The 21,163-nt window shown below is 72.5% G+C and carries 21 protein-coding genes; 11 read left to right on the top strand and 10 right to left on the bottom strand.

What is annotated here, in order from left to right:
* Positions 1-28 precede the first annotated feature (28 nt).
* Positions 29-574 carry a hypothetical protein gene (locus tag ACGFZS_RS34170; protein ID WP_393798341.1) on the top strand — a complete coding sequence of 182 codons (546 nt, stop codon included), beginning with the start codon at positions 29-31 and terminating at the stop codon, positions 572-574.
* A 19-nt stretch (positions 575-593) separates the two neighbouring features.
* Here the strand turns inward: ACGFZS_RS34170 and ACGFZS_RS34165 are convergent, their stop codons facing one another.
* The 4 genes from ACGFZS_RS34165 to ACGFZS_RS34150 all read right to left on the bottom strand — a co-directional run bounded on the left by ACGFZS_RS34165 (position 594) and on the right by ACGFZS_RS34150 (position 4,661).
* Positions 594-1,139, bottom strand: a complete 546-nt coding sequence (locus ACGFZS_RS34165) for a PadR family transcriptional regulator (RefSeq protein ID WP_393798340.1) — start codon at positions 1,137-1,139, stop codon at positions 594-596.
* 22 nt (positions 1,140-1,161) lie between these two features.
* Positions 1,162-3,177 (bottom strand): FAD-dependent oxidoreductase, encoded by a 2,016-nt coding sequence (locus ACGFZS_RS34160; protein WP_393798339.1) that lies wholly within the window; start codon positions 3,175-3,177, stop codon positions 1,162-1,164.
* 123 nt (positions 3,178-3,300) lie between these two features.
* Positions 3,301-3,669: a hypothetical protein gene (locus ACGFZS_RS34155; RefSeq protein WP_359224101.1), complete on the bottom strand. Its 369-nt coding sequence runs from the start codon at positions 3,667-3,669 to the stop codon at positions 3,301-3,303.
* A gap of 122 nt (positions 3,670-3,791) precedes the next feature.
* A complete protein-coding gene (locus ACGFZS_RS34150) occupies positions 3,792-4,661 on the bottom strand; it encodes a hypothetical protein (protein ID WP_393798338.1) in 870 nt (289 codons plus the stop codon).
* Between the two features lie 275 nt (positions 4,662-4,936).
* Between ACGFZS_RS34150 and ACGFZS_RS34145 the strand changes: the two genes are divergently transcribed.
* Together ACGFZS_RS34145 and ACGFZS_RS34140 are read left to right on the top strand one after the other, a co-directional pair.
* Positions 4,937-7,018, top strand: coding sequence for a SpoIIE family protein phosphatase (locus tag ACGFZS_RS34145; RefSeq protein ID WP_393798337.1), 2,082 nt, complete (start codon positions 4,937-4,939; stop codon positions 7,016-7,018).
* A 120-nt stretch (positions 7,019-7,138) separates the two neighbouring features.
* Complete coding sequence (locus ACGFZS_RS34140; RefSeq protein WP_393798336.1) at positions 7,139-7,876, top strand: hypothetical protein; 738 nt, start codon at positions 7,139-7,141, stop codon at positions 7,874-7,876.
* Here the strand turns inward: ACGFZS_RS34140 and ACGFZS_RS34135 are convergent.
* The gene (locus ACGFZS_RS34135; protein WP_393798335.1) at positions 7,873-8,679 is read right to left on the bottom strand and encodes a putative protein N(5)-glutamine methyltransferase; all 807 of its coding nucleotides are present in this window, start codon (positions 8,677-8,679) and stop codon (positions 7,873-7,875) included. The genes ACGFZS_RS34140 and ACGFZS_RS34135 overlap by 4 nt on opposite strands.
* A gap of 70 nt (positions 8,680-8,749) precedes the next feature.
* On the bottom strand, positions 8,750-9,829 hold the full coding sequence (locus tag ACGFZS_RS34130) for a hypothetical protein (RefSeq protein ID WP_393798334.1): 1,080 nt from the start codon (positions 9,827-9,829) through the stop codon (positions 8,750-8,752).
* A gap of 191 nt (positions 9,830-10,020) precedes the next feature.
* Here ACGFZS_RS34130 and ACGFZS_RS34125 point away from each other — a divergent pair, with 191 nt between their 5' ends.
* Positions 10,021-10,422: a MarR family winged helix-turn-helix transcriptional regulator gene (locus ACGFZS_RS34125; protein ID WP_359224138.1), complete on the top strand. Its 402-nt coding sequence runs from the start codon at positions 10,021-10,023 to the stop codon at positions 10,420-10,422.
* Here ACGFZS_RS34125 and ACGFZS_RS34120 read toward each other — a convergent pair.
* The gene (locus ACGFZS_RS34120; RefSeq protein ID WP_393798333.1) at positions 10,383-11,147 is read right to left on the bottom strand and encodes a GNAT family N-acetyltransferase; all 765 of its coding nucleotides are present in this window, start codon (positions 11,145-11,147) and stop codon (positions 10,383-10,385) included. The genes ACGFZS_RS34125 and ACGFZS_RS34120 overlap by 40 nt on opposite strands.
* Positions 11,144-12,067, bottom strand: a complete 924-nt coding sequence (locus ACGFZS_RS34115) for an NADP-dependent oxidoreductase (RefSeq protein WP_393798332.1) — start codon at positions 12,065-12,067, stop codon at positions 11,144-11,146. Before ACGFZS_RS34115 ends, ACGFZS_RS34120 begins: the two co-directional genes overlap by 4 nt.
* Before the next feature lie 169 nt (positions 12,068-12,236).
* Here ACGFZS_RS34115 and ACGFZS_RS34110 point away from each other — a divergent pair, with 169 nt between their 5' ends.
* From ACGFZS_RS34110 to ACGFZS_RS34080, 7 genes are all read left to right on the top strand, one after another.
* On the top strand, positions 12,237-12,842 hold the full coding sequence (locus tag ACGFZS_RS34110; protein ID WP_393798331.1) for a sulfite oxidase-like oxidoreductase: 606 nt from the start codon (positions 12,237-12,239) through the stop codon (positions 12,840-12,842).
* Positions 12,835-13,614, top strand: a complete 780-nt coding sequence (locus ACGFZS_RS34105; RefSeq protein ID WP_393798330.1) for a ferredoxin reductase — start codon at positions 12,835-12,837, stop codon at positions 13,612-13,614. Before ACGFZS_RS34110 ends, ACGFZS_RS34105 begins: the two co-directional genes overlap by 8 nt.
* Positions 13,615-13,885: 271 nt before the next feature.
* Positions 13,886-14,473, top strand: coding sequence for a hypothetical protein (locus ACGFZS_RS34100; RefSeq protein WP_393798329.1), 588 nt, complete (start codon positions 13,886-13,888; stop codon positions 14,471-14,473).
* 246 nt (positions 14,474-14,719) lie between these two features.
* The gene (locus ACGFZS_RS34095; RefSeq protein WP_365688966.1) at positions 14,720-15,688 is read left to right on the top strand and encodes an acetylxylan esterase; all 969 of its coding nucleotides are present in this window, start codon (positions 14,720-14,722) and stop codon (positions 15,686-15,688) included.
* Between the two features lie 13 nt (positions 15,689-15,701).
* Positions 15,702-16,106 carry a nuclear transport factor 2 family protein gene (locus tag ACGFZS_RS34090; RefSeq protein ID WP_393798328.1) on the top strand — a complete coding sequence of 135 codons (405 nt, stop codon included), beginning with the start codon at positions 15,702-15,704 and terminating at the stop codon, positions 16,104-16,106.
* Between the two features lie 88 nt (positions 16,107-16,194).
* Positions 16,195-17,361, top strand: a complete 1,167-nt coding sequence (locus ACGFZS_RS34085; RefSeq protein WP_393798327.1) for a serine hydrolase domain-containing protein — start codon at positions 16,195-16,197, stop codon at positions 17,359-17,361.
* Positions 17,362-17,482: 121 nt separating this feature from the next.
* Positions 17,483-18,226 (top strand): GntR family transcriptional regulator, encoded by a 744-nt coding sequence (locus ACGFZS_RS34080; RefSeq protein WP_390981941.1) that lies wholly within the window; start codon positions 17,483-17,485, stop codon positions 18,224-18,226.
* On the opposite strand, the gene ACGFZS_RS34075 is transcribed toward ACGFZS_RS34080, so the two are convergent.
* On the bottom strand, positions 18,204-18,944 hold the full coding sequence (locus ACGFZS_RS34075) for a class I SAM-dependent methyltransferase (RefSeq protein WP_393798326.1): 741 nt from the start codon (positions 18,942-18,944) through the stop codon (positions 18,204-18,206). The two genes, ACGFZS_RS34080 and ACGFZS_RS34075, sit on opposite strands and share 23 nt — an antisense overlap.
* 99 nt (positions 18,945-19,043) lie before the next feature.
* A complete protein-coding gene (locus tag ACGFZS_RS34070; RefSeq protein ID WP_393798325.1) occupies positions 19,044-20,951 on the bottom strand; it encodes a hypothetical protein in 1,908 nt (635 codons plus the stop codon).
* Positions 20,952-21,163: the final 212 nt, after the last annotated feature.

Here is a 21,163-nt window from a genome sequence, read left to right as displayed (position 1 = left end):
CGCCAACCGTGCCGCCGGAGGGCAGCCAATGCGTACTACACGACTTCTCCTCCGCTCCGGCCTGACCCTGGCGGCCGCCGCCGCGCTCCCGACCTGGCTCGCCGGCCCGTCCGGCGCGGTCACGGGCATCTCGGTGAGCACCATCGGCACCACGGTCTCGGTGGTCACCAGCGCCTGCACCCAGGCGAACGGCAGCTGGGGCAACGCCTCGCTGCTGAACAGCGGCCAGACGGCCTTCGCCCAGGGGCGGCAGGTGGCCCTGGCGGGCACCACGGTGAGCCAGTCCGCCGCCTGGTCGGGCGTGTCGCCGGGCACCTACACGGTGGTCGTCGTCTGCTCCAACGGCGGTACGGCGGGCACCCAGTCGGTGATCGTCTCGTCCGCCCCCGCCGCCCCCACGACCTCCTCCACCACCAAGTCTGCCGCGCCCTCCCGGGGCGTGATGGGCGGTCTGGGCGGCGCCGCCCGGGACTACGGCCCGCTCACCCTGGGCGTCGGCGCGGCCCTGGTCGGCTCGGGCGTCATCGCCACGGGCTGGTACCTGCGCAAGCGCTCGAAGCCGTACCGGCTCTGAACGGGCGGGCGTAGCTCGGCTACGGCGTGCCGGGGAGTTCGCCGAGTTCCTCCAGGGCGTGGGTGAGCCACTGCGTCCAGAAGGTCTCCAGGTCGAGGCCGGCGCGCAGCACCAGGTGCCGCAGCCGGTCCTCGGGGGCGTCCTTGCCCGGCGGGAAGTCGCGCTGCTGGATCTCCTCGTACTCGGCCAACTGCCGCTGGTGCAGCTCCAGATGGCGGCGCAGATCGGCCTGAAGGCCGGCGGTGCCGACGACCGCGGCGGCCCGCAGCCGCAGCAGGAGCACATCCCGCTGCGGCTTCGGGTCCTGGGCGGCGGCGGTCCAGCGGGCCAGTTCGGCGCGGCCCGCGGGCAGCACCTCGTAGCTCTTCTTCTGCCCGCGGGCCGGCTGTTCGGCCGGCAGGGTGCGGATGTGGCCCTCGGCCTCCAGCCGGCCCAGCTCGCGGTAGATCTGCTGGTGCGTGGCCGACCAGAAGTACGCGATCGACTTGTCGAACCGGCGGGTCAGCTCCAGCCCCGACGACGGCTTCTCGAGCAGGGCGGTGAGGATCGCGTGCGGGAGTGACATGGGCTCATCCTAGGGACGCCCCCTACAGGGCGGCGGCCAGCTCGGTGCCCTGCTTGATGGCCCGTTTGGCGTCCAGTTCGGCGGCGACGTCGGCGCCGCCGATGAGGTGCGCGCTGCACCCGGCGGCGACCAGTTCGTCGTACAGGTCCCGGCGCGGGTCCTGCCCGGTGCACAGCACGACGGTGTCGACCTCCAGGACGGTGCTCTCGCCGTCGACGGTGACATGCAGTCCGGCGTCGTCGATCAGGTCGTAGCGCACGCCCGGGACCATGGTGACGCCGCGGTGCTTGAGTTCGGTGCGGTGGATCCAGCCGGTGGTCTTGCCGAGGCCCGCGCCGACCTTGCTCGTCTTGCGCTGCAGCAGGTGCACGGTGCGCGGCGGCGCCGGGCGCTCGGGAGCGGCCAGGCCGCCGGGGCCCCGGTAGTCCATGTCGACGCCCCACTGCCTGAAGTACGTCGACGGGTCCTCGCTCGCCTTGTCGCCGCCGTCCGTGAGGTACTCGGCGACGTCGAAGCCGATGCCGCCGGCGCCGAGGATCGCGACGCGGTCGCCGACGGGGGCGCCGTCGCGCAGCACGTCGAGGTAGCCGAGGACGCGGGGGTGGTCGACGCCGGCGATGTCGGGGACGCGCGGGGTGACGCCGGTGGCGACGACGACCTCGTCGTAGCCGGTGACGTCCTCGGGCTCCACGGTCGTGTTCAGGCGTACGGCGACGCCGTGGGCGTCGAGCTGGTGGCGGAAGTAGCGCAGGGTCTCGTCGAACTCCTGCTTGCCGGGGACCTTGCGGGCCACGTTCAGCTGGCCGCCGATCTCGCCCGCCGCGTCGAACAGGGTGACGTCGTGGCCGCGTTCGGCGGCGGAGACCGCGCAGGCGAGCCCGGCCGGACCGGCGCCGACGACCGCGACGCGCTTGCGCAGCCGGGTCGGGGCGAGGGTCAGCTCGGTCTCGTGGCAGGCGCGCGGGTTGACCAGGCAGGAGGTGATCTTCCCGCTGAAGGTGTGGTCGAGGCAGGCCTGGTTGCAGCCGATGCAGGTGTTGATGGCCTCGGGTGTGCCGGCCTCGGCCTTGGCGACGAAGTCGGGGTCGGCGAGCATCGGGCGGGCCATGGAGACCATGTCCGCACAGCCGTCGGCGAGCAACTCCTCGGCGACTTCGGGGGTGTTGATGCGGTTGGTGGTCACCAGCGGGACGGACACCTCGCCCATCAGCTTCCTGGTGACCCAGGTGTAGGCGCCGCGCGGCACCGAGGTGGCGATGGTGGGGATGCGGGCCTCGTGCCAGCCGATGCCGGTGTTGATGATGGTGGCACCGGCCGCCTCGACGGCCTTGGCGAGGGTGACGACCTCGGCGAAGGTCGAGCCGCCGGGGACCAGGTCGAGCATGGAGAGGCGGTAGACGATGATGAAGTCGGCGCCGACGGCCTCGCGCACCCGGCGGACGATCTCGACGGGGAACCGCATCCGGTTCTCGTACGAGCCGCCCCAGCGGTCGGTGCGGTGGTTGGTCGGGGCGGCGACGAACTCGTTGACGAGGTAGCCCTCGGAGCCCATGATCTCGACGCCGTCGTAGCCGGCCTGCCGGGCGAGCCGGGCGGCGCGGACGTAGTCGTCGATGGTGCGCTCGACGTCGTCGTCGGTCAGTTCGCGGGGCGGGAAGGGGCTGATGGGCGCCTGGAGCGGGCTGGGGGCGACCAGGTCCCGGTGGTAGGCGTAGCGGCCGAAGTGGAGGATCTGCATCGCGATCCGGCCGCCCTCGCGGTGGACGGCGTCGGTGACCGTGCGGTGCCGGTCGGCCTCCGCCTCGGTGGTGAGCTTGGCGCCGCCCTCGTAGGGCCGGCCCTCGTCGTTGGGCGCGATACCGCCGGTGACGATGAGGCCCACACCGCCGCGCGCCCGGGCGGCGTAGAACTCCGCCATCCGCTCGAAGCCGCGCTCGGCCTCCTCCAGGCCCACGTGCATGGAGCCCATGAGCACGCGGTTGGGCAGGGTGGTGAAGCCCAGGTCGAGGGGTTTCAGCAGGTGCGGGTAACGGCTCATCGGGCCCTCCGTGCGCGGTGTCGTCACCGTAGTTGTAGAGGACCGCGCACGGTTTATGCAACTAGTTGCACAAGGGCTGGGGTGGTGGTGTGTGACATATCACCGGCCCTCCCGCCGACCCGCTCACCGCCCTTCGAGCAGCACATGCAGCTCCCGCTCCTGGTCCCCCGAGGCGGAGGACAGGTTACGGACCGTGAACAGGGAGTCGAGGGTCGTACGGAGCCGGTCGATCGCCCAGTAGCCGCCCTGGGCGTCGGCCTCGACCGTGGCCGAGAGCCGGGGCGGCGGGGTGCACTCGTGGGCGTCGGTGACCTCGAACGTGCCGAGCCACACCATCGGGCGGGTCTCGTGGAGCTGTTGCGGCACGTCCTCGGCGACCCGGTCGGACTCGAAGCACTGGCACAGCGCGTCGAACACGATCCGGGCGTCTTCCTTGCTGCATCCGCTGATTTCGAGGGAGACGGGTTCCTCGTGCATACGCACACGGTCCATGGTGATCGCTCCTCTCATGGCGATGGCGCGGTGGCCCGGGTACCCCCGCGCACCGCGCCATGCCAACAGAAAAGCACCGATTACCGGGCGGCGCACCACCCGTCCGGGCGGACGGGGCGGGCTCAGCTCCGGGTGAACTTGTACGTCTTGCTGTCGGTGAGGATGCAGAACCCGGGCGACATCACGATGACGCGCAGGGTGCCGGTGCGCCGGTCGTAGTCGATGCCCTCGGCCTCGAAGGTGCCGGAGCAGGAGCTGCGCAGCGGGAGCTGGCGCAGCGCGGTGACATGGCCGGTGACGTTGCCGGTGCCGGGCTGGGCGGAGAGGTCGACCTGGAGCAGCGGCTTGGTGTAGCCGAAGAGGCTGCCGTCCGGGTCGTCCGAGGAGCACAGCAGCGTGGTGGCGCCGGAGAAGTCGCAGCCCTGGACGTCGCGCACGGCGTGGTCGAGGTTGACGACGGAGGCCAGCGGGAGGTTCGCGGACGGCGAGGTGCTCTTGTTGGCGCCCGGGGTCGGGAAGACCAGGAAGCGGGTCATCGTGCCGTACTCGCCGGAGAGCATGTACTGGCTGTCGGGCGAGATCGCGTCCCAGGAGTTGTTGAGGGCCTCGCCGGAGGCGAGTGTGTGGGTGTACTCCGACCAGGTGCCGTCGGGGGCCTGCACCCGGTACATCTTGGCGGTGCCGGAGTCCGCCTGGTAGGGCTCGACGTAGTAGCCGTCGTAGGACTCGTCGGGGTCGCCGACGTGGTTCCAGCCGCGGCTGGAGACGCTGACGGGGATGGTGCCGATGCCGGTGTACCGGTTGGCGCTGTTGGCCGGGACCTCGACCGAGGTCAGGCCCTGGCTCTCGGTGAGCGGGTCGGCGCGGTCGGAGCCGGTCTCGGTCCAGGTGTCGGCCGCGGAGGCCGGGCCGGCCGAAAGGACGAAGGTCGCGGCGAGGGCGACCAGGGCGGTCAGGCCTGCGCGACAACGTTGCCGGGGGGACGCGGGCATGGAAGCCTACTCCTCGGTATCTGGGGGGTGGGACGCGCGTGCGCCGGTCAGTCTGGCGTGCCCATGACAGACATGTACAGACCACTGGCGGAACGGGAAAGTGAACTCACGCCTCTTCCGTCTCTCCGGCCTCTTCGCCGTACAGATCCGGCCGTGTTGAGAGATGGTGGAACAGTCGGCGGCGACGTCGGAGAGTCGGGTGTGAGCGCGATAGAACAAGGGGACCCGGCACGGGGGACGACGTGCCGTGCGGAGGTACGAAGGCGGTGCGTGCGATGAGTCCAGCGGAGGCTTCGGTGCCCGCGGGCGAGGATCCCGTGCGCGGCCCCGTGCGCCCGGGCGGACTGCTGGACGTCCTGAGCGTGGCCTCGGTGGTGCTGGACGCCAAGGGCCGGATCGTGCTGTGGAGCCCGCAGGCGGAGGAGCTGTTCGGCTACTCGGCGCAGGAGGCGCTCGGGCAGTACGCGGCCCGGCTGATGGTCGAAGAGCGCCATATCGAACTGGTCGGCAAGCTCTTCGCGGACGTGATGATCACCGGGCAGAGCTGGGCGGGCGGTTTCCCGATCCGGCACAAGGACGGCACCAGCCTGGTGGTCGAGTTCCGCAACATGCGGCTCATGGACGACAACGGCGACGTGTTCGCGCTGGGTCTCGCCGCCGACCAGTCGACGGTGCGCCGGCTGGAGCAGGACGTGGCGCTGTCCGAGCGGATCGTGAAGCAGTCGCCGATCGGGCTGGCCGTCTTCGACACGGAGCTGCGGTTCGTCTCGGTCAACCCGGCGATGGAGCGGATGAACGGTGTCCCGGCCGAGGAGCACGTGGGGCGGACGATCCGCGAGGTGCTGCCCTCCCTGGACGCCGACGCACTGGAGTCGGCGTATCTGCGGGTGCTGCGGACCGGTGAGCCGATCATCGACCAGTCGGCGGTGGGCCGTACGCCGGCCGATCCGGACGAGGAGCACATCTGGTCGGTGTCGGTCTACCGGCTGGACGACGCGTCGGACAACGTGCTGGGCGTGGCCACCTCGGTGGTCGACATCACCGAGCCGTACCGGGCCGGTGTCGAGGCGGAGAACGCGCGCCGGCGCCTGGCGCTGATCGCCGACGCCTCCGCCAGCATCGGCACCACCCTGGACCTGGACCGCACCGCCCGTGAGCTGACCGAGGTCGCCGTGCCGGAGCTGGCCGACGTGGCCGCCGTCGACCTGCTGGACACGGTGGTCGAGGGCCGCCGCAGTACGCTCGGCCCGGCCGAGCCCGCCCTGCTCCGCGCCCTCGCGGTCCGTGCGGAGGAGCAGGGGGCGGAGGCGGTGCAGGCAGTCCAGGCGCCGGGCACGGTCGCCCGGTACGCGCCGGACCGGCTGATCACCGAGTGCGTACGGACCGGGGAGGCCGTCGTCGTCCGGCGGGTCAAGGACGAGGACCTGCCGAGGATCGCCGCCTCCCCCGAGGCCGCCGTGCTGCTGGGCCGGGCCGGGGTGCACTCGTATCTGGCGGTGCCGCTGATCGCGCGCGGCGAGGTGCTGGGCGCCCTCGAACTCAAGCGCACCCGCAATCCGGCGCCCTTCGACGACGACGATCTGCTGCTGGCCCGGGAGCTGGCGGCGCGGGCGGCCGTGCAGATCGACAACGCCCGCTGGTACCAGAACGCCCGCACCACCGCGCTGACCCTGCAGCGCAGCCTGCTGCCCACCCATCCCCGGGTCACCACCGGCCTGGAGGTGGCCTCCCGCTATCAGCCGGCGGGCGAGACCGTCGAGGTGGGCGGCGACTGGTTCGACGTGATCCCGCTGGAGGGCGGCCGTACGGCGCTCGTGGTGGGGGATGTGATGGGCAGCGGTATCAACGCGGCCGCGACCATGGGCCGGCTGCGGACCGCGACCACCACCCTCACCTCCCTGGGGCTGGACCCGGCGGTCCTGCTGGAGCATCTGGACAAGACCACCTCGGGCCTCGACCACTCCATCGCGACCTGCGTGTACGCCGTGCACGATCCGCGTCTGCGGCAGTGCCGGATCGCCAACGCGGGCCATCTGCCCCCGGCCCGGCTCCGCCCCGGCCGCCCGCCGGAACTGCTCGACCTGCCCACCGGGGTGCCGCTGGGCGTGGGCGGGATCCCCTTCTCCACGACGACCGTGGACTTCGAGCCCGGCGACGAGCTGGTCTTCTACACCGACGGTCTGGTCGAGACCCGCAGCCACTCCCTGGACGAACGGCTGGACGCGCTGCTGGCCCTCCTCGACGACCCCGCCCGTCCGCTGGAGGAGGTCTGCGACCTGCTGCTGCGGGAGCTGCACCACCCCGACAACCACGACGACGTGGCCCTGCTCATCGCGCGGGCGCAGGAACTGCCGTAGCCGAACGGGGTTCATGAAATTCACAGGCACTCGTTATCGGGTTCTTATCGGCGAACACCCACACTTCACAGAGAGGCATGCATCGCGATGCCGCGTGCCGTTCGCCGATGGGAGCGAGCCGTGACGCACGAACCGGAGCAGGAAAACCGCCGTGACGGCGACGGAACCGGCCCGTCCGTTCCGCCGATGCCGGACCGTCCCCCGCAGGCCGCCCCCGAGTGGGAGGTGCTGTCGGGACCGGGCGCCGACCGCGAACCGGGCGCGCCGCTGCGTGACCGCTGGCGCCGGCAGTCCACCCGTACCCGGGCGGTGACCGTGGCCTTCGTGGCGGGGGCACTGGCTCTCGGCGGGACGGTGGCGTTCGCCGCCGGTTCCGGCACGAGCGGCTCCCCGACCCCGCCGGCCGCCTCCGGCGCGCCCTCTGCGGCCCCCTCCCCCGACGGGCACGGCCCCGGACACGGCGGCTGGTTCGGCATGGGCGGCATGGGGGTGCACGGCGAGGCGACCGTCAAGGACCCGGACACCGGGAAGTACGTGGTCAAGGTCTGGCAGCGGGGCACGGTCGAGAAGACGGACGGCGACCAGGTCACCGTGAAGAGCGACGACGGTACGTCGTGGACCTGGACCGTGGGCTCGGACGTCAAGGTGCGCGGCGACGCGGACTCGCTGAAGAAGGACGCCACGGTCTTCCTGGTCGGCACGCGCGGGGACGACGGCAAGCTCTCCGCCTCCGCCGCGCTCTCCGGCGACTTCACGGGCATGGGCCGGGGCGGCATGCATGACCGCGGCGGCCCCTGGATGCGCCCCGGCGACCGCTCCCCGTCGCCGAGCCCCTCGGGCAGCGGGGCTACGACCTAGACGACCTGGTCGGCCTGCACGACCTGGTCGCGTACGCCGATCACGACGTTCGCATACAGCTCCTCCGACACCGCGAGCCGCGTCCGCAGTCCGGCGCGGGCGAAGGTCTCGACGGCCACCTCGGCCTGGCGTTCGCTCGTCTCGACGAGGACGCAGCCGCCGGGAGCCAGCCACCGGGGTGCGTCGGCGGCGACGCGGCGCAGCACGTCGAGTCCGTCGCCGCCGCCGTCGAGGGCGACCAGGGGCTCGTGGTCGCGGGCCTCGGCGGGCAGCAGTCCCACCTCGCCGGTGGGGACGTAGGGCACGTTGGCCGCGAGGATGCCGACGCGGCCGCGCAGGGCGGCGGGCAGCGCCTCGAAGAGGTCGCCGGCGTGGGCGTGACCGCCGTAGGGGGCGATGTTGCGGCGGGCGCAGTCGACGGCGGCCGGGTCGATGTCGGCCGCGTGCAGCTCGATGTCTCCGAGAGCGGCGGCGAGGGCCGCGCCGACCGCGCCGGATCCGCAGCACAGGTCCACGACGACGGACGCGCCGGGAACCTGGGCGAGGCCCTGGTCGACCAGGAACTCGGTGCGGCGGCGGGGCACGAACACGCCCGGTTCCACGAGCACACGCAGCCCGTGGAACTCCGCCCAGCCGAGCACGTGTTCGAGGGGCTGTCCGGAGGCGCGCCGGTCCACCATGGTGGCCAGTTCCTCCGGAGTGCGGGCGGTGGCGAGGATCAGCTCCGCCTCGTCCTCGGCGAAGACGCACCCTGCGGTGCGCAGTGCGGAGACGACGGCGGTGGTGTCGGAGAGTGAGAGCATCGCGAGGAGCCTATCCGGGCGGCGGGGCCGCGGTCAGGGGGTTTTCGGGGCCGCGGATCGGACCGGCGGATCAGACGCCGACCGTCTCCTCGACCTCCTCCTCGGCCTCCTCCTCGGCCTCCTCCTCAGTGGCGGCGACCCGGGCCGCCGGTTCCGCAGGCGATGCCGCTACGACCACGGTCGCGGCCGGGGTCGCCCTGGTCCGCTCGTACAGCGCGGCGATCGCGGTGACCGCGAGGCCGGCCAGCAGCCAGACCGCCAGGGTGAGGACGTTCCCGCTCAGGCCGTCCCCGCCGAAGTACAGCAGGCTGCGGGTGCCCTCGACGAAGCCGGCGCCGTTCCAGAAGGCGTGCAGGGCGCCGAAGAAGCCGTTCTGCAGTTCGGGCCGGAACAGCCCGCCGGAGCTGGTGAAGTTGAGCATCACGAACAGCACCATCATGGTCAGCGTGGTCCACCGCTTGAGGAAGGTGTGCAGGCCGACGCCGATGAGGAGGATCCCGGCCGAGTAGAGCCAGGTCAGGCCCCAGACACCGGCGAGGTCGTGGTGGGCGAGGTGGAACACCGGTCCGGCGAGGAGCGTGCCGATGCCGCTGACGACGGCGGAGACGCCGAGCGCGAGCAGCGCGCGGACCCGTACCGGGAGTGCCGCGCCGGCCGCGCCCAGGGCGGCGACCGAGGCGTAGGAGCCGATGCTGACGGCGATGAGCAGGAAGAACAGACCCTGTCCCGTGGGGTCGTCGGCGACCGGCCTGGCCACGTCGGTGACCTTCAGCGAGACGCCCTCCTGGTCGGCGACCGGGGTGAAGACCTTCTCCACTGCGGTGGCACCCATGTCGGAGGCGGCACTGGCGACGATCAACTCCGGGGCCTTGGCGCTCGGTACGTAGGCGCCGGTCACGGTCCGGGACTTCAGCAGGTCGACGGCCTCGGCGCGGGTGGGGACGGTACGGACGTCGAGCCGGTCCCCCGCGGTGTCCTTGATGGTCTGCGCCAACACCTTCGCCTCCGGTCCGGCGCCGACCACGGCCACGGGCATGTGGTTCGGCTCCGGGTGGACGAACGCGCCCATATAGGCGAGCCCCATGCCCAGGCACATCAGCAGGGGGGTGATCAGGTGCGTGAGCACATGACGCAGTGCCGGTGACCTCATCGCGGACGACCTCCGGTTCTTCTCGGCTCTTCCGAGCAATTGGTTGGCTTATACAACTCAGACTCAAGTTGTACTATACAACTAGAACGTCGGAGGAGGTATTCCGTGAGGGTGTTGCCGGTAGCGGTGCCGCGGTCGGAGGTCCTGCCGTGACGGCGGCGGAGACGGCCGTCGAGACCATCCAGCGCGAGATGACGGTCTTCGCGCGCCGGGCCCGGGCGTCGGCCGGGCGTATGCACCCCGAGCTGTCGCTGGTGTCGTACACGCTCCTCGGGCATCTGGAGGAGCGCGGCGGCTGCCGGGCGACCGACCTGGCCGCGCACTACGCGCTGGACAAGTCGACGGTCAGCCGGCAGGTGGCGGCGCTGGAGCGGTCGGGGCTGATCGAACGGCGCCTGGACCCGGAGGACCACCGGGTCCAGGTGCTGCATCTGACGGAGGCCGGGGAGGAGATCCTGGCCCAGGTCACCCGGAGCCGCCGGGCCGCCTTCCGGGAGCGGCTGGCGGACTGGCCGGAGGAGGACCTGGTCAGGTTCGCCGGCTATCTGGAGCGCTACAACGCCGGGACGTCGGCGGGCACCGGCGAGGCCTGACCGCGCGCCTCGGGCACCCGGACCGCGATGAAGGCGGTACGGCGGCGGATGCGGAAGCCCAGGGACTCGTAGAGCCGGATCGCGTTGGTGTTCCCGGCGCCGGTGTGCAGGAACGGGGTCTCGCCGCGTTCCCGGATGCCGTGCCCGATCGCGCGGATCAGCCGGGTCGCGAGGCCCTCGCCGCGGTACGCCGGGTCGGTGCAGACCGCGCTGATCTCGGTCCAGCCCGGCGGGTGCAGCCGCTCCCCCGCCAGCGCGATCAGCCTGCCGTCACGGCGGATGCCCAGGTAGGTGCCGAGTTCGACGGTGCGGGGCAGGAACGGGCCGGGCCGGGTGCGTTCGACCAGGTCGAGGATCTCGGGCACGTCGGCGGGGCCGAGGCGGACCGCCGCCGGCTCCGGGGCGGTCTCCATGCCCTCGTCCACCAGCTGCACGCCCTCGATGTCGAACGTGAGGTCCCAGCCGTCCGGGAGTTCCCCGCGGAAACCGGGCAGCCCGATCTCCGCGCCGGGTCCGGCCAGGGCGGCGAGATCGGCCCAGTCCTGGGCGTCCGGCTCGTCCGGCAGGGCCAGCCACGGGGAGACGTCGACCGGGTAGCGCAGGATACGGCCGCGCCGTTCGGCGAAGCGGGCGTGCGGGCCGGTCAGCGAGGCGAGGGCAGGGTTGTCGAGGATGTGCGGGGCGTCGGCGGCACCGGGGCTCGGGCTGGGGCTGGGGACGCTCATATGGCGACCTCGATCACGATCTTGCCGAGGGTGTGACCGTCCTCGACGGCGCGCAGCGCCTGGTCGGCCCGGTCCAGCGGGAAGGTCCGCGAGATGTGCGGGTCGAGCTCGCCGCCGACGACGAGTTCGGCGACCTCGTCCAGGACCGCGGCGGTCCGGGCGCGTTCGACGCGGGCCCCGCCCAGCGCGGCGACCTCGTCGGGCGCGGCGCCCGCGGTGATCAGCTTGGTGCGGTCGGCGAGCAGCCCGGCCGCCTCGGCGAGGACCTCGCCGCCGACCAGGTCGTAGACGCCGTCCACGCCCTGGGGCGCGGCGGCCCGCACCCGCGCGGCCAGGTCGGGGCCGGAGGCCACGTGCACGGCGCCGAGGGACTCGACGAAGTCCTTCTTGGCCTCGCTCGCCACGCCCAGGACCCGCAGTCCCCAGGCGCGGGCGATCTGCACGGTCGCCGCGCCGACCCCGCCACCGGCACCGGTGACCAGCAGGGTCGCGCCCTCGGGCAGGTCGAGCTGGCGCACGCCGTCGTAGGCGGTGGCCGCGGCGACCGGCAGGGTGGCGGCGTCGGTGAACGACAGGGCGGCGGGCTTGTGCGCGGTCACGGACGCCTTCAGCAGGGTGTACTCGGCGAACGCGCCGCCTGTCGTGTTCCCGAAGACCTCGTCGCCGGCCGTGAACCCGGTCACGCCCTCGCCGGTCGCCTCGACGACACCGGCGGCCTCGCTGCCGAGGACGACGGGGAAGCGCGCCTCACCTTCGCCGGGGCGGAGGAAGCCGTTGCGCAGCTTCCAGTCCACCGGGTTCACCCCCGCCGCGCGCACCGCGATCAGCAGCTCACCGGGGCCGGGACTCGGGCGGTCCACCTCGGCGAAGGCCTCGGTCTCGGGCCCGCCGTGCCTGGTGTAGACGTACGCCTTGGGCATCGTTCTTCCTCGCTCTCTGACGCTGTCACCGGTGTCCCGGCAGCCGCACTCAGCGCCAAGGACAGGCGCGCGACCGCTATTCCCGCGCCCTCGGATCGTTCACAAGGCCGCAATGATCGGTGCCCTGACCTGGGTCGGAGCACCCGATCGGACGTCGTACGGTTGAAGCATGAACATCACCCGGGGCTTCACCGGCCGCCCCCGCACAGCCAACGCCGGACTGCCGCCCGGCCAGTACGACGCGGGCGACGACTGGCCCGTGCTGTCCGCCGAGGTGACACCGGAGCTGGCCCCGGCCGACTGGTCGTTCCGGATCGACGGGCTGGTGGCCGAGCCGCGCACCTGGGACTGGGACGCGGCGCACACACTGCCCGCCTCGGCGTACGAGGGCGACATCCACTGTGTGACCAGCTGGTCCAAGTTCGGGGTGCGGTTCCAGGGCCTCTCGCTGGACGCGTTCTTCGATGTGGTGCGCCCCCATGGGGCCGCCACCCATGCCCTCGCCTACTCCCACACCGGCTACACCACCAACCTGCCGCTCGCGGACCTCGTCGGCGGGCGCGCCTGGATCGCCTTCGCGTACGAGGGCGAGCCGCTGGCCGCCGAGCACGGCGGACCGGCCCGGCTGCTGGTGCCGCACCTGTACTTCTGGAAGAGCGCCAAGTGGATCGCGGGCATCACCCTGCTCGACCACGACGAGCCCGGGTTCTGGGAGCAGAACGGCTACCACGCGCGGGGCAACCCCTGGGAGGAGCAGAGGTACTCCGGTGACTGAGGCCACGGGAACGGCGGCGGCCGGGACGTTCACCCCCGCGACCCGCTTCGCGGTGCCCGGCCGCATCGCGGTCAGCAACCGGGCCGCGTCGGTGTGGCAGACGGCCACGATCGCCGGGATACGGCGGGAGACCCCGCACGCGGCCACCTTCCGGCTGGCGGTGCCGGGCTGGACGGGGCATCTGCCGGGACAGCACCTGATGCTGCGGCTGACCGCCGGAGACGGCTACGCTGCCCAGCGCCACTACTCGCTCGCCTCCGCGCCCGACGACTCCGGTCACGTCGAGCTGACGCTGGACCACGTCGACGGCGGGGAGGTCTCCGGCTGGTTCCACACGGTGGCCAGGACCGGCGACACCCTGGAGGTGCGCGGCCCGCTGAGCGGCTTCTTCGCCTGGCCCGGCGACCGGCCCGCGCTGCTGGTCGGCGCCGGTTCCGGGGTCGTACCGCTGATGTCGATGGTCCGGCACCACCGGGCGCGCGAGCTGGATGTGCCGCTGCGCATGGTGGTGTCGGCCCGCTCCCCCGAGGAGCTGATCTACGCGCGGGAGCTGGGCGCGGAGACCACGACCGTGTTCACCCGCTCCGCGCCCCCGGGTGTGCCGGTGGGACGTATGGCCGCCGCACATGTGGCCCCGCTCCTGGCCGAGCCGCCTGCCGGTGGGTGGGAGGCCTATGTGTGTGGCTCCAACGGGTTCGCGGAGCACGCCTCGCGGCTGCTGGTGGCGGCCGGGCAGCCGGTGGACCGGATCCGTATCGAGCGGTTCGGCTGAGCGCCGGTACACGGGGAGCACCAGTACGCGGGGAACGCCGGTACGCGGGGGAACGCCGGTACGACGGCCCGGGAGTGCGGGGGTGCGGGCGTGCGGCGCGCGCCGGACGGCGTGCTTCGGCCGCTTTCGCACCGGGTGGCTGCGCAGGGTGAGCGGGGTACTCCGTACGGGGTACCAGACCCGTGTGGACGCTCGCGTGCGGCGGGGGCACGCTGGGAGCTGCGGACCGACTGTCCGGCCCTTCGGCTTCTGTGGCGGCGAGGAGGTCGACATGCGTACCCGGGTGTGTGGCTGGCGCTGGCGGCAGAACCCGCTGCGCCGCAGGTCGGACGTGGTGGAGGCATGGATCGCCCTGGGCGTCGCGGTGCTGCTGTGCGTGGGTGCGCCCCTGGTGGGGGCGATGGTGGGGCTGTGGGCCCATGACCAGGCGCGGTCGGTGGCGACGGCGGAGCGGGCCCAGCGGCACATGGTCCGGGCCGTGGTCGTCGGCGACACTCCGCAGCAGCTGCCGTACGTGCAGGGCGGCGACCGGGAGCACGCCTACCAGGCGGACGTCCGCTGGACCGAACCCGGCAAGGGCACGAAGACCGCCCTGGCCCGGGTGCCGGCGGGAACCCGGGCCGGTGACACGGTCGACGTGTGGTTCGACCGGACGGGGCGCGGTGTCGCCCCGCCGGCCAACGAGATCGCCGTCTGGCAGCACACGGTCACCGTGGGCGTGTGCGGGGCGGGCGGCGCGGCGGCCGTGGTGCTGTTCGGCCACGGTGTCGTCCGCCGGATCGCGCTGCGCCACCGGCTGGCCGAGTGGGAGCAGGAGTGGGCGCGCACCGGACCGGACTGGACCCGTGGGCGCGCCTGAGACCCCTCGGGCTCACTGACCGCCGCACCGGCCGAGGTGACCCGACCACCCGCTCCGGCCACCCGGCCGCCCGGGATCTCCCGCCCGCTGTCGGCGACGGGCAGTCCGGTGTCCTTGACCAGCGGATCGACAGCGATCGGCAGGGGATCGCCGCAGGGGGCGGGCAGCGCACAGGCCTGGCGAGTCGTCGGACCACCGACGTACGGTGTGATCATCCGCACCTACCCTTCACAAAGGCGGCTGTTGATGGCCCTGTTCGACCTTCCCCTCGACGAGCTCCGCGAACACCGCAGCGCGTCGGTGGCGCCCGAGGACTTCGACGCCTTCTGGTCCAAGACGCTCCAGGAGGCCCGCGAGCACGATCTCGACGCCCGCTTCGAGCCGGTCGACACCGGGCTGTCCACGGTCGAGGTCTACGACGTGACGTTCGCCGGGTTTGGCGGGCACCCGGTGAAGGGCTGGCTGCGGCTGCCGGCCGGCGCCGCCGAACCGCTGCCGCTGGTCGTGGAGTTCATCGGTTACGGCGGCGGGCGCGGGCTGCCGCACGAGAACCTGCTGTGGGCGTCGACGGGCCGGGCGCACTTCGTGATGGACACCCGGGGCCAGGGCAGCGCGTGGGGCGGTGGCGGCGGCACCGCGGACCCGGTGGGCGGTGCGCCGGCGTACCCCGGGTTCATGACGCGGGGCGTCGACGCGCCGGAGAACTACTACTACCGCCGGGTGTACACGGACGCGGTCCGCGCGGTCGAGGCGGCGCGCTCGCATCCGCTGACCGACGCGACGCGGACGGTGGCGCTCGGCGCCAGCCAGGGGGGCGGGATCACCATCGCGGTCGGCGGTCTGGTCCCGGACCTGGTCGCGGTCGCCCCGGACGTGCCGTTCCTGTGCGACTTCCCGCGTGCCACCACCCTGACGGACCGTCACCCGTACCGGGAGATCGGCCTGTTCCTCAAGACGCACCGCGGCCGCTCGGCGGACGTGCAGCGCACGCTGTCGTACTTCGACGGGGTGCACTTCGCGGCGCGCGGCCGGGCCCCGGCGCTGTTCTCGGCGGCTCTGGAGGACCAGACCTGCCCGCCGTCCACGGTCTTCGCGGCCTTCAACTCCTGGGCGCACGAGGACAAGGCGATCGAGGTGTACGACTTCAACGACCACGAGGGCGGCGGTCCCTATCACGAGGCGGCGAAGGTGCGCTGGCTCGGTTCGTACGCCTGAGGTGACCGGGGGCATGGACCCGCGGGAGGCCGCCGAGCGGTTCGTCCGGGTGTGGGAGCGGGGCTGGGCCGCGCACGACGTGGACGCGCTGCTCGCCCTGTACGCCGAGGACTGCGTGCACCGCTCGATGCCGTTCCGCGCACCGCACCGCGGACGGGACGAGCTCGCCGCGTACCTGCGCTGGTCGTTCGAGGGGGAGCGGGTGGCGGACGTCCGGTTCTCGGCGCCGCTGGTCGGTCCCGACGGGATCGCGGTCGCGGAGTTCCGGGTTTTCGCGGAGGAGGACGGCGCCGCGGTCACGGTGGCCGGGTGCGTGTTCGCGCGCTTCGACGCACGGGGGCTGGCGGTGGAGACCCGGGACTACTGGCACACCGCCGAGGGCCACCAGGAGCCGTCCGGGAACCTCTTCTTCCGCTGACCTTCCCTCCAGTCCGACCAGTCGGTACGTTCGGGGTGCCCGGGCCGCAGCGTCGCGGCCCGGGTTTCCGGCGTACGACGGAGGACGCATGTCCGAGCACGAGCCACAGGTCCAGGGTCACTGCGCACCGCGTTTCGCGGCGGTGCGGGAGGCCTTCGAGGAGAACTTCCGGGACCGCGGGGAGCTGGGCGCCGCCGTCGCGGTGACGGTCGGCGGCGAGACGGTGGTGGATCTGTGGGGCGGCTGGGCGGACCCGGCGCACGCCCGGCCGTGGGAGCGGGACACCGTGGTCAACGTCTGGTCGACGACCAAGGGCCCGGTGGCCCTGTGCGCGCACATCCTGGCCGACCGGGGGCTGCTCGACCTCGACGCGCCGGTCGCCGGCTACTGGCCGGAGTTCGCGGCGGCCGGCAAGGCGGGCGTCCTCGTACGGCATCTGCTGTCGCATCGCGCCGGGCTGTCCGGGCTGCGCGAGCCGCACTCGCTCGACGATCTGTACGACTGGGAGCTGACCACTTCCCGGCTGGCGGCGACGGAGCCCTGGTGGGAGCCGGGGACCCGGTCCGGGTACCACGCGCTGACCTACGGCTTCCTGGTCGGCGAGGTGGTGCGGCGGGTGTCGGGGCTGCTGCCGGGGGCGTTCCTGGAGCGGGAGGTGACCGGGCCGCTGGGGATCGACTTCACCGTGGGGCTGCCGGAGAAGGAGTCCGGGCGGGCGGCGGAGCTGGAGCATCCGCGGGTCCTGTCGGACAGTGAACAGGCCGCGATCTTCAGCCAGTTGGCGCCCGCCGCGATCGCCGCCCTGGCCAACCCGGCGGCGGGCGCGACCGAGGCGAACACCCCGCGGTGGCGGGCGGCCGAGATCCCGGCGGCCAACGGGCACGGCACGGCCCGGGCGGTCGCCGCGCTGTACGGCGTGTTCGCGGGCCGGGGCGAGTACGGCGGCCTGCGGCTGCTGTCGCCCCAGGCGGCGGAGCGGGTGCGCGAGGGGCAGGGCAGCTGCCGCGACCTGGTCCTGGGGGCGGGTTTCGAGCACGAGACCGAGATCGGGCTCGGGCTGTGGCTGAGCGGGCCGAACGGCTCGTACGGGCCGAACCCGCGCGCGTTCGGGCACGACGGGTTCGGCGGCTCCTGCGGGCTGGCCGACCCGGAGGCGGGGGTCTCGCTCGGCTATGTCATGAACCGGATGGGGCCGCGAATCGCGGACGATCCCCGGAAGACGGCCCTGGTCAGCGCCCTTTACACGAGTCTGTGAGGCCCGTTCGGTTTCGGCCGAATGCCATGGGCCGCTCTTCCCTGATGGTTTAGACCAATGCTAGATGTGGTCGCGGAACGAACCCGCACGGCTACTTCTTGTCATCCACAGGAGGAGCGGCATGGCCCGCACCACCCCGCACGACCACTCCGAGAGCGAAGGGCAGCCCCTGTACTGGCGGATCGCGACACAACTGCTCGGCGAACTGCGCGACGGCACCATCCCGCCGGGCGAACGGCTGCCGGGGGAACGGCAGTTGGCGCAGCACTTCGGGGTCAGCCGGGAGACCGTCCGGCAGTCCCTCGAGGTGTTGCGGCACAGCGGACTGGTCGCCACCGACCGGCGGGGCAGCCATGCGACGCTGCACGGCCGCCCGGTCGAGAACCCGGTCTCCCTGGCGTTCCCGGTGGGCGTCGGCACCGCCGAGCACGGCGCGGTCGACCGGGCCACGGTGACCTGGGAGGAGCCGCCGCCGGAGCACGCGGCGGCGCTGGGCCTGGCCCCGCACCGGCCGACCCTGATGCACCGCTACGAATGCGCCTCCCCCGACGGCCGCGCCCTGCGGACCGCCGTGACGTCCTTCTCGGCGGTGGCCCTGACCGAGGTCGAGGAGCTGGGCCGGTACCGGGACCGGGCCGACGGCTCCGCCGCCGCGCAGCTGCGCCGGGCCTACGACTGGATGCGCAAGGCCGGTCTGACCCTGCACCACCGGGACTCCATCACCCAGGTCGCGGACGCCTCCTCGGTGCGGGTGACCCGCCGGGTGCACGACCAGTACGCCCGTCCGCTGGAGATCACCGACCTGGTGGTGGACGCCCAGCTGGACGCGCTGATCTACGAGTTCACGGTCCCTGCCGCGGGCTGACCTTCCGGGCCACGACCAGCCGGGCGCGCGGGCTGCCGTCCGCGCGCTCGCCGAAGTCGGGCAGCGCGTACAGATCGGTGGCGAACCCCGTGCGCTCCAACTCCCCCAGCACCTCACCGAGTCGGAAGGCCCGGTAGTACATGACGAACGGCGGCCGCCACAGGGCGTTGCGCACCCGCATCACGGCGTCGAAGCCGAGCAGCATCCAGAACCCGAGGCCGGTGGGGCGCGGTGGGGCGAGCACCGGGAAGGCGAAGCCGCCGCCCGGCCGCAGCACCGAGTGGACCTGGCCGAACAGGCCGGGCAGCTCCCGGGGCAGGAAGTGCCCGAACGCCCCGAAGCTGACGACCAGGTCGAAGGCGGGTCCGAAGGGCAGGGCCCGGGCGTCGGCGTGCACCCAGTGGACGTCCGGCCCGTCGGGCGGCGGCAGGCGCCGGGCGATGTCGAGCATGCCGGCGCTGAAGTCGACGCCGGTGACACTGGTCCGGCACACCTGGGCCAGTACGTCCAGACCGGCTCCCGTCCCGCAGCACAGGTCGAGTCCGTCCTCGAAGGGGCCGAGCGGGGTGAGCGCCTTCGTGACCGCTTCCAGGATCGAGTCGGGCGTCCGGAAGGGGGTGTGGTCGAACTTCGGGGCCAGCAGGTCGTAGCCGCGCTCGACCGAGGTCAGTGCCTGGACGGCGAGCTCGCGGAGACTCGGGCCTTCGGGGCTGAACATCCGGCCAGCTTACGGGAGCGGCCGGCGCCGGACGCGGCCAAGGCGCGGTCCGTGGAAGAGACCGCGCCCTGGCCGGGACTCACCTCACGGTGCCGGGTCTCACGCGACGGTGAGCACGAGGGCGCCCGTGTAGCTGGCGCCGGCGGTGAGGGCCGTCGCGGTGCCGTCGACGGTGAGCTTCACGCTCTTGCCGCGCGGCGCCTTCACGGCGGCGTCGGCGGCCAGGGTGAGGCTGGTGAGGTACGACGTGCCGGTGACCGTCCAGGCCGAGCCGCTGTTCAGCTGGACGACCACGCCGTTGTTGACGGCGGCCTGCGCGGTGTTGGTGACGATGCCGAGCTCGTAGAAGGTGGACGAGTCGATCGAGGACACCCGGTGCTTGGTCTTCGTCGCCGAGATGACGCCCTCGACGGTGGAGCCCTCGAAGGTGAGGACCATGTTCTTGCCGTTGCGCATGCCGTTGTAGAAGTCGCCCTTCAGCTTGATGGAGCTGAAGGTGGCGGCGCCGTCGTTGGAGTGGACGGCGGTGACGTCGAAGGAGGAGTTCTTGGTGGGGTCGGTGGTGGGCTCGGTGTAGACGCCGACGTTCATCATCTTGCCGTTGACGGGGACCGGGCCCGGGTCGTCCAGCTCGATCATCTGCAGGATGACACCGTCGCGCGGGTTGAGCTTGGCGCCCTGCGAGCCGTCGACCTTGATGGTGGTCTGCTGGCCCTTGTTGAGGAAGGTGGCCCGCTCGGAGTTGATGACGGTGCCGCCGTCCAGGGTGAGCTGGCCGGCGCCGAAGAACATGTAGCCGAAGTGGCCGGAGTTGACCACCGTGTTGCGCTCCGGGATGCTCCGCAGCTCGCCGTTGGAGAGGCCGAGGTCCAGTTCGGTGTTGAGCGCGGCGACGGCGGAGCGGGTGCTGTCGCCGTAGTGCACGACGGCCGCCGGTCCGGCGATGATCGTCGCGTAGGAGCCGACGTCGAAGCGGGAGCCGAGCACCCGGACGGTGGCGTCGCCGATGGCGTAGGTGCCGTAGCCGTACTCACCGGTGTTGCCGACGTGGCTGTTGATCGCGGTCAGCTTGAGGCCGCTGCCGCCCTCGACCGAGAGCGCGCCCCAGGTCTCGGAGAACACGGTGGAGTTGAGGTAGGTGGCGATGCTGCCCTTGCCGATGAGGTTGGTGGCGCGGACGTTGCCGTCCAGGCCCAGCATCCAGGGCACCGACTCCATGTACGGGGTCTCGACGGTGGCCTGGTAGTCGGAGGGCAGCACGCCGTTGCGGGCGCGCAGGAAGGAGTCCTTGACGAGGACGTTGGCGCCGCCGTTGGCGATGACGGTCGTGCGGACCACGCCCGTGTTGCTGACCCGGGCGCCGTCCACGACCAGCTTGGTCGAGGAGCCGTCGCCGACCACGGCGGCGCCGTAACCGGCGAAGTCCGAACGGCCGTTGCCGGTGAAGTTGATGGTGGCGCCCTGGAGGGTGTAGCTGCCGCTCTCCACGTAGACGCCGTTGAAGCACTCGCCGGTGGAGGCGATCGAGACGCCCCGGGCGGCGGCGTCGGTGACCTTGCCGCCGCGCACGGCGGAGAGCACGGACTTCGCGGAGTCGACGCCGTCGGAGCCGACGTACAGCGCCTGCCGGAAGGGGAAGGTGAGGGTCTCGTAGGTGACGTCGTTGGACTCGGCGACGGTGAGGACGACGTCGCCGCGGTAGGTGCCGGCCTGGATGAGGGTCGCGGTGCCGCCGGTCGCGGTGAGCAGCTGGCCGGTCTCCACGCCGTCCACGGTCAGGCTGATGTCGTACCCGTCCGGGGCGACGATCTTGCCGCCGGTGCCGATGGTCAGCGCGCTGACCCGGGTGGTCGCGGCGAGTTCGTAGGTCTCCCCCGCGGCGACGGAGATCGTCCTGCCGGACGCCTTCGGTGCGGCGGTGGCGGTGCCGGAGGCGACCGGGACGAGCACGGCCGCCGCCGTGGCCGATCCGGCGATCAGGAACGAGCGTCGGGATGTCAGCGTCATTGCAGGCCTTTCCACGGGTGGAGTGCGCCGTCGCGCAGCGTTACTGGCCGCCGGTCGGGACCTGGGCGGCGAAGGCACCTGAGGTGCTGAGGTGGGAGTGAAGCAGTCCCGGTCAAGGGGGGACAGACTTCGCACACACGCATCCCGGAACCCGATGGCTTCGATCGTGGCGCCTGGTTCATGGCGATGACACAGAGTGGTCACAGTCCTGT

The sequence above is a fragment of the Streptomyces sp. NPDC048288 genome (assembly GCF_043201555.1).
GTDB lineage: Bacteria > Actinomycetota > Actinomycetes > Streptomycetales > Streptomycetaceae > Streptomyces.
The sequence above is the reverse complement of the archived record's forward strand: the minus strand, read 5'-3'. Positions and strand labels throughout refer to the sequence as shown.

Bases quoted from the DNA above. Each gene is read 5' to 3' on its own strand.
- ACGFZS_RS34125 (WP_359224138.1), top strand. From the start codon at position 10,021: ATGACGGTCTTCGCGCGCCGGGCCCGGGCGTCGGCCGGGCGTATGCAC.
- ACGFZS_RS34090 (WP_393798328.1), top strand. From the start codon at position 15,702: ATGGACCCGCGGGAGGCCGCCGAGCGGTTCGTCCGGGTGTGGGAGCGG.
- ACGFZS_RS34145 (WP_393798337.1), top strand. From the start codon at position 4,937: ATGAGTCCAGCGGAGGCTTCGGTGCCCGCGGGCGAGGATCCCGTGCGC.
- ACGFZS_RS34120 (WP_393798333.1), bottom strand. From the start codon at position 11,147: ATGAGCGTCCCCAGCCCCAGCCCGAGCCCCGGTGCCGCCGACGCCCCG.
- ACGFZS_RS34070 (WP_393798325.1), bottom strand. From the start codon at position 20,951: ATGACGCTGACATCCCGACGCTCGTTCCTGATCGCCGGATCGGCCACG.
- ACGFZS_RS34085 (WP_393798327.1), top strand. From the start codon at position 16,195: ATGTCCGAGCACGAGCCACAGGTCCAGGGTCACTGCGCACCGCGTTTC.
- ACGFZS_RS34135 (WP_393798335.1), bottom strand. From the start codon at position 8,679: ATGCTCTCACTCTCCGACACCACCGCCGTCGTCTCCGCACTGCGCACC.
- ACGFZS_RS34095 (WP_365688966.1), top strand. From the start codon at position 14,720: ATGGCCCTGTTCGACCTTCCCCTCGACGAGCTCCGCGAACACCGCAGC.
- ACGFZS_RS34150 (WP_393798338.1), bottom strand. From the start codon at position 4,661: ATGCCCGCGTCCCCCCGGCAACGTTGTCGCGCAGGCCTGACCGCCCTG.
- ACGFZS_RS34080 (WP_390981941.1), top strand. From the start codon at position 17,483: ATGGCCCGCACCACCCCGCACGACCACTCCGAGAGCGAAGGGCAGCCC.
- ACGFZS_RS34130 (WP_393798334.1), bottom strand. From the start codon at position 9,829: ATGAGGTCACCGGCACTGCGTCATGTGCTCACGCACCTGATCACCCCC.
- ACGFZS_RS34170 (WP_393798341.1), top strand. From the start codon at position 29: ATGCGTACTACACGACTTCTCCTCCGCTCCGGCCTGACCCTGGCGGCC.
- ACGFZS_RS34115 (WP_393798332.1), bottom strand. From the start codon at position 12,067: ATGCCCAAGGCGTACGTCTACACCAGGCACGGCGGGCCCGAGACCGAG.
- ACGFZS_RS34075 (WP_393798326.1), bottom strand. From the start codon at position 18,944: ATGTTCAGCCCCGAAGGCCCGAGTCTCCGCGAGCTCGCCGTCCAGGCA.
- ACGFZS_RS34160 (WP_393798339.1), bottom strand. From the start codon at position 3,177: ATGAGCCGTTACCCGCACCTGCTGAAACCCCTCGACCTGGGCTTCACC.
- ACGFZS_RS34155 (WP_359224101.1), bottom strand. From the start codon at position 3,669: ATGGACCGTGTGCGTATGCACGAGGAACCCGTCTCCCTCGAAATCAGC.
- ACGFZS_RS34100 (WP_393798329.1), top strand. From the start codon at position 13,886: ATGCGTACCCGGGTGTGTGGCTGGCGCTGGCGGCAGAACCCGCTGCGC.
- ACGFZS_RS34165 (WP_393798340.1), bottom strand. From the start codon at position 1,139: ATGTCACTCCCGCACGCGATCCTCACCGCCCTGCTCGAGAAGCCGTCG.
- ACGFZS_RS34110 (WP_393798331.1), top strand. From the start codon at position 12,237: ATGAACATCACCCGGGGCTTCACCGGCCGCCCCCGCACAGCCAACGCC.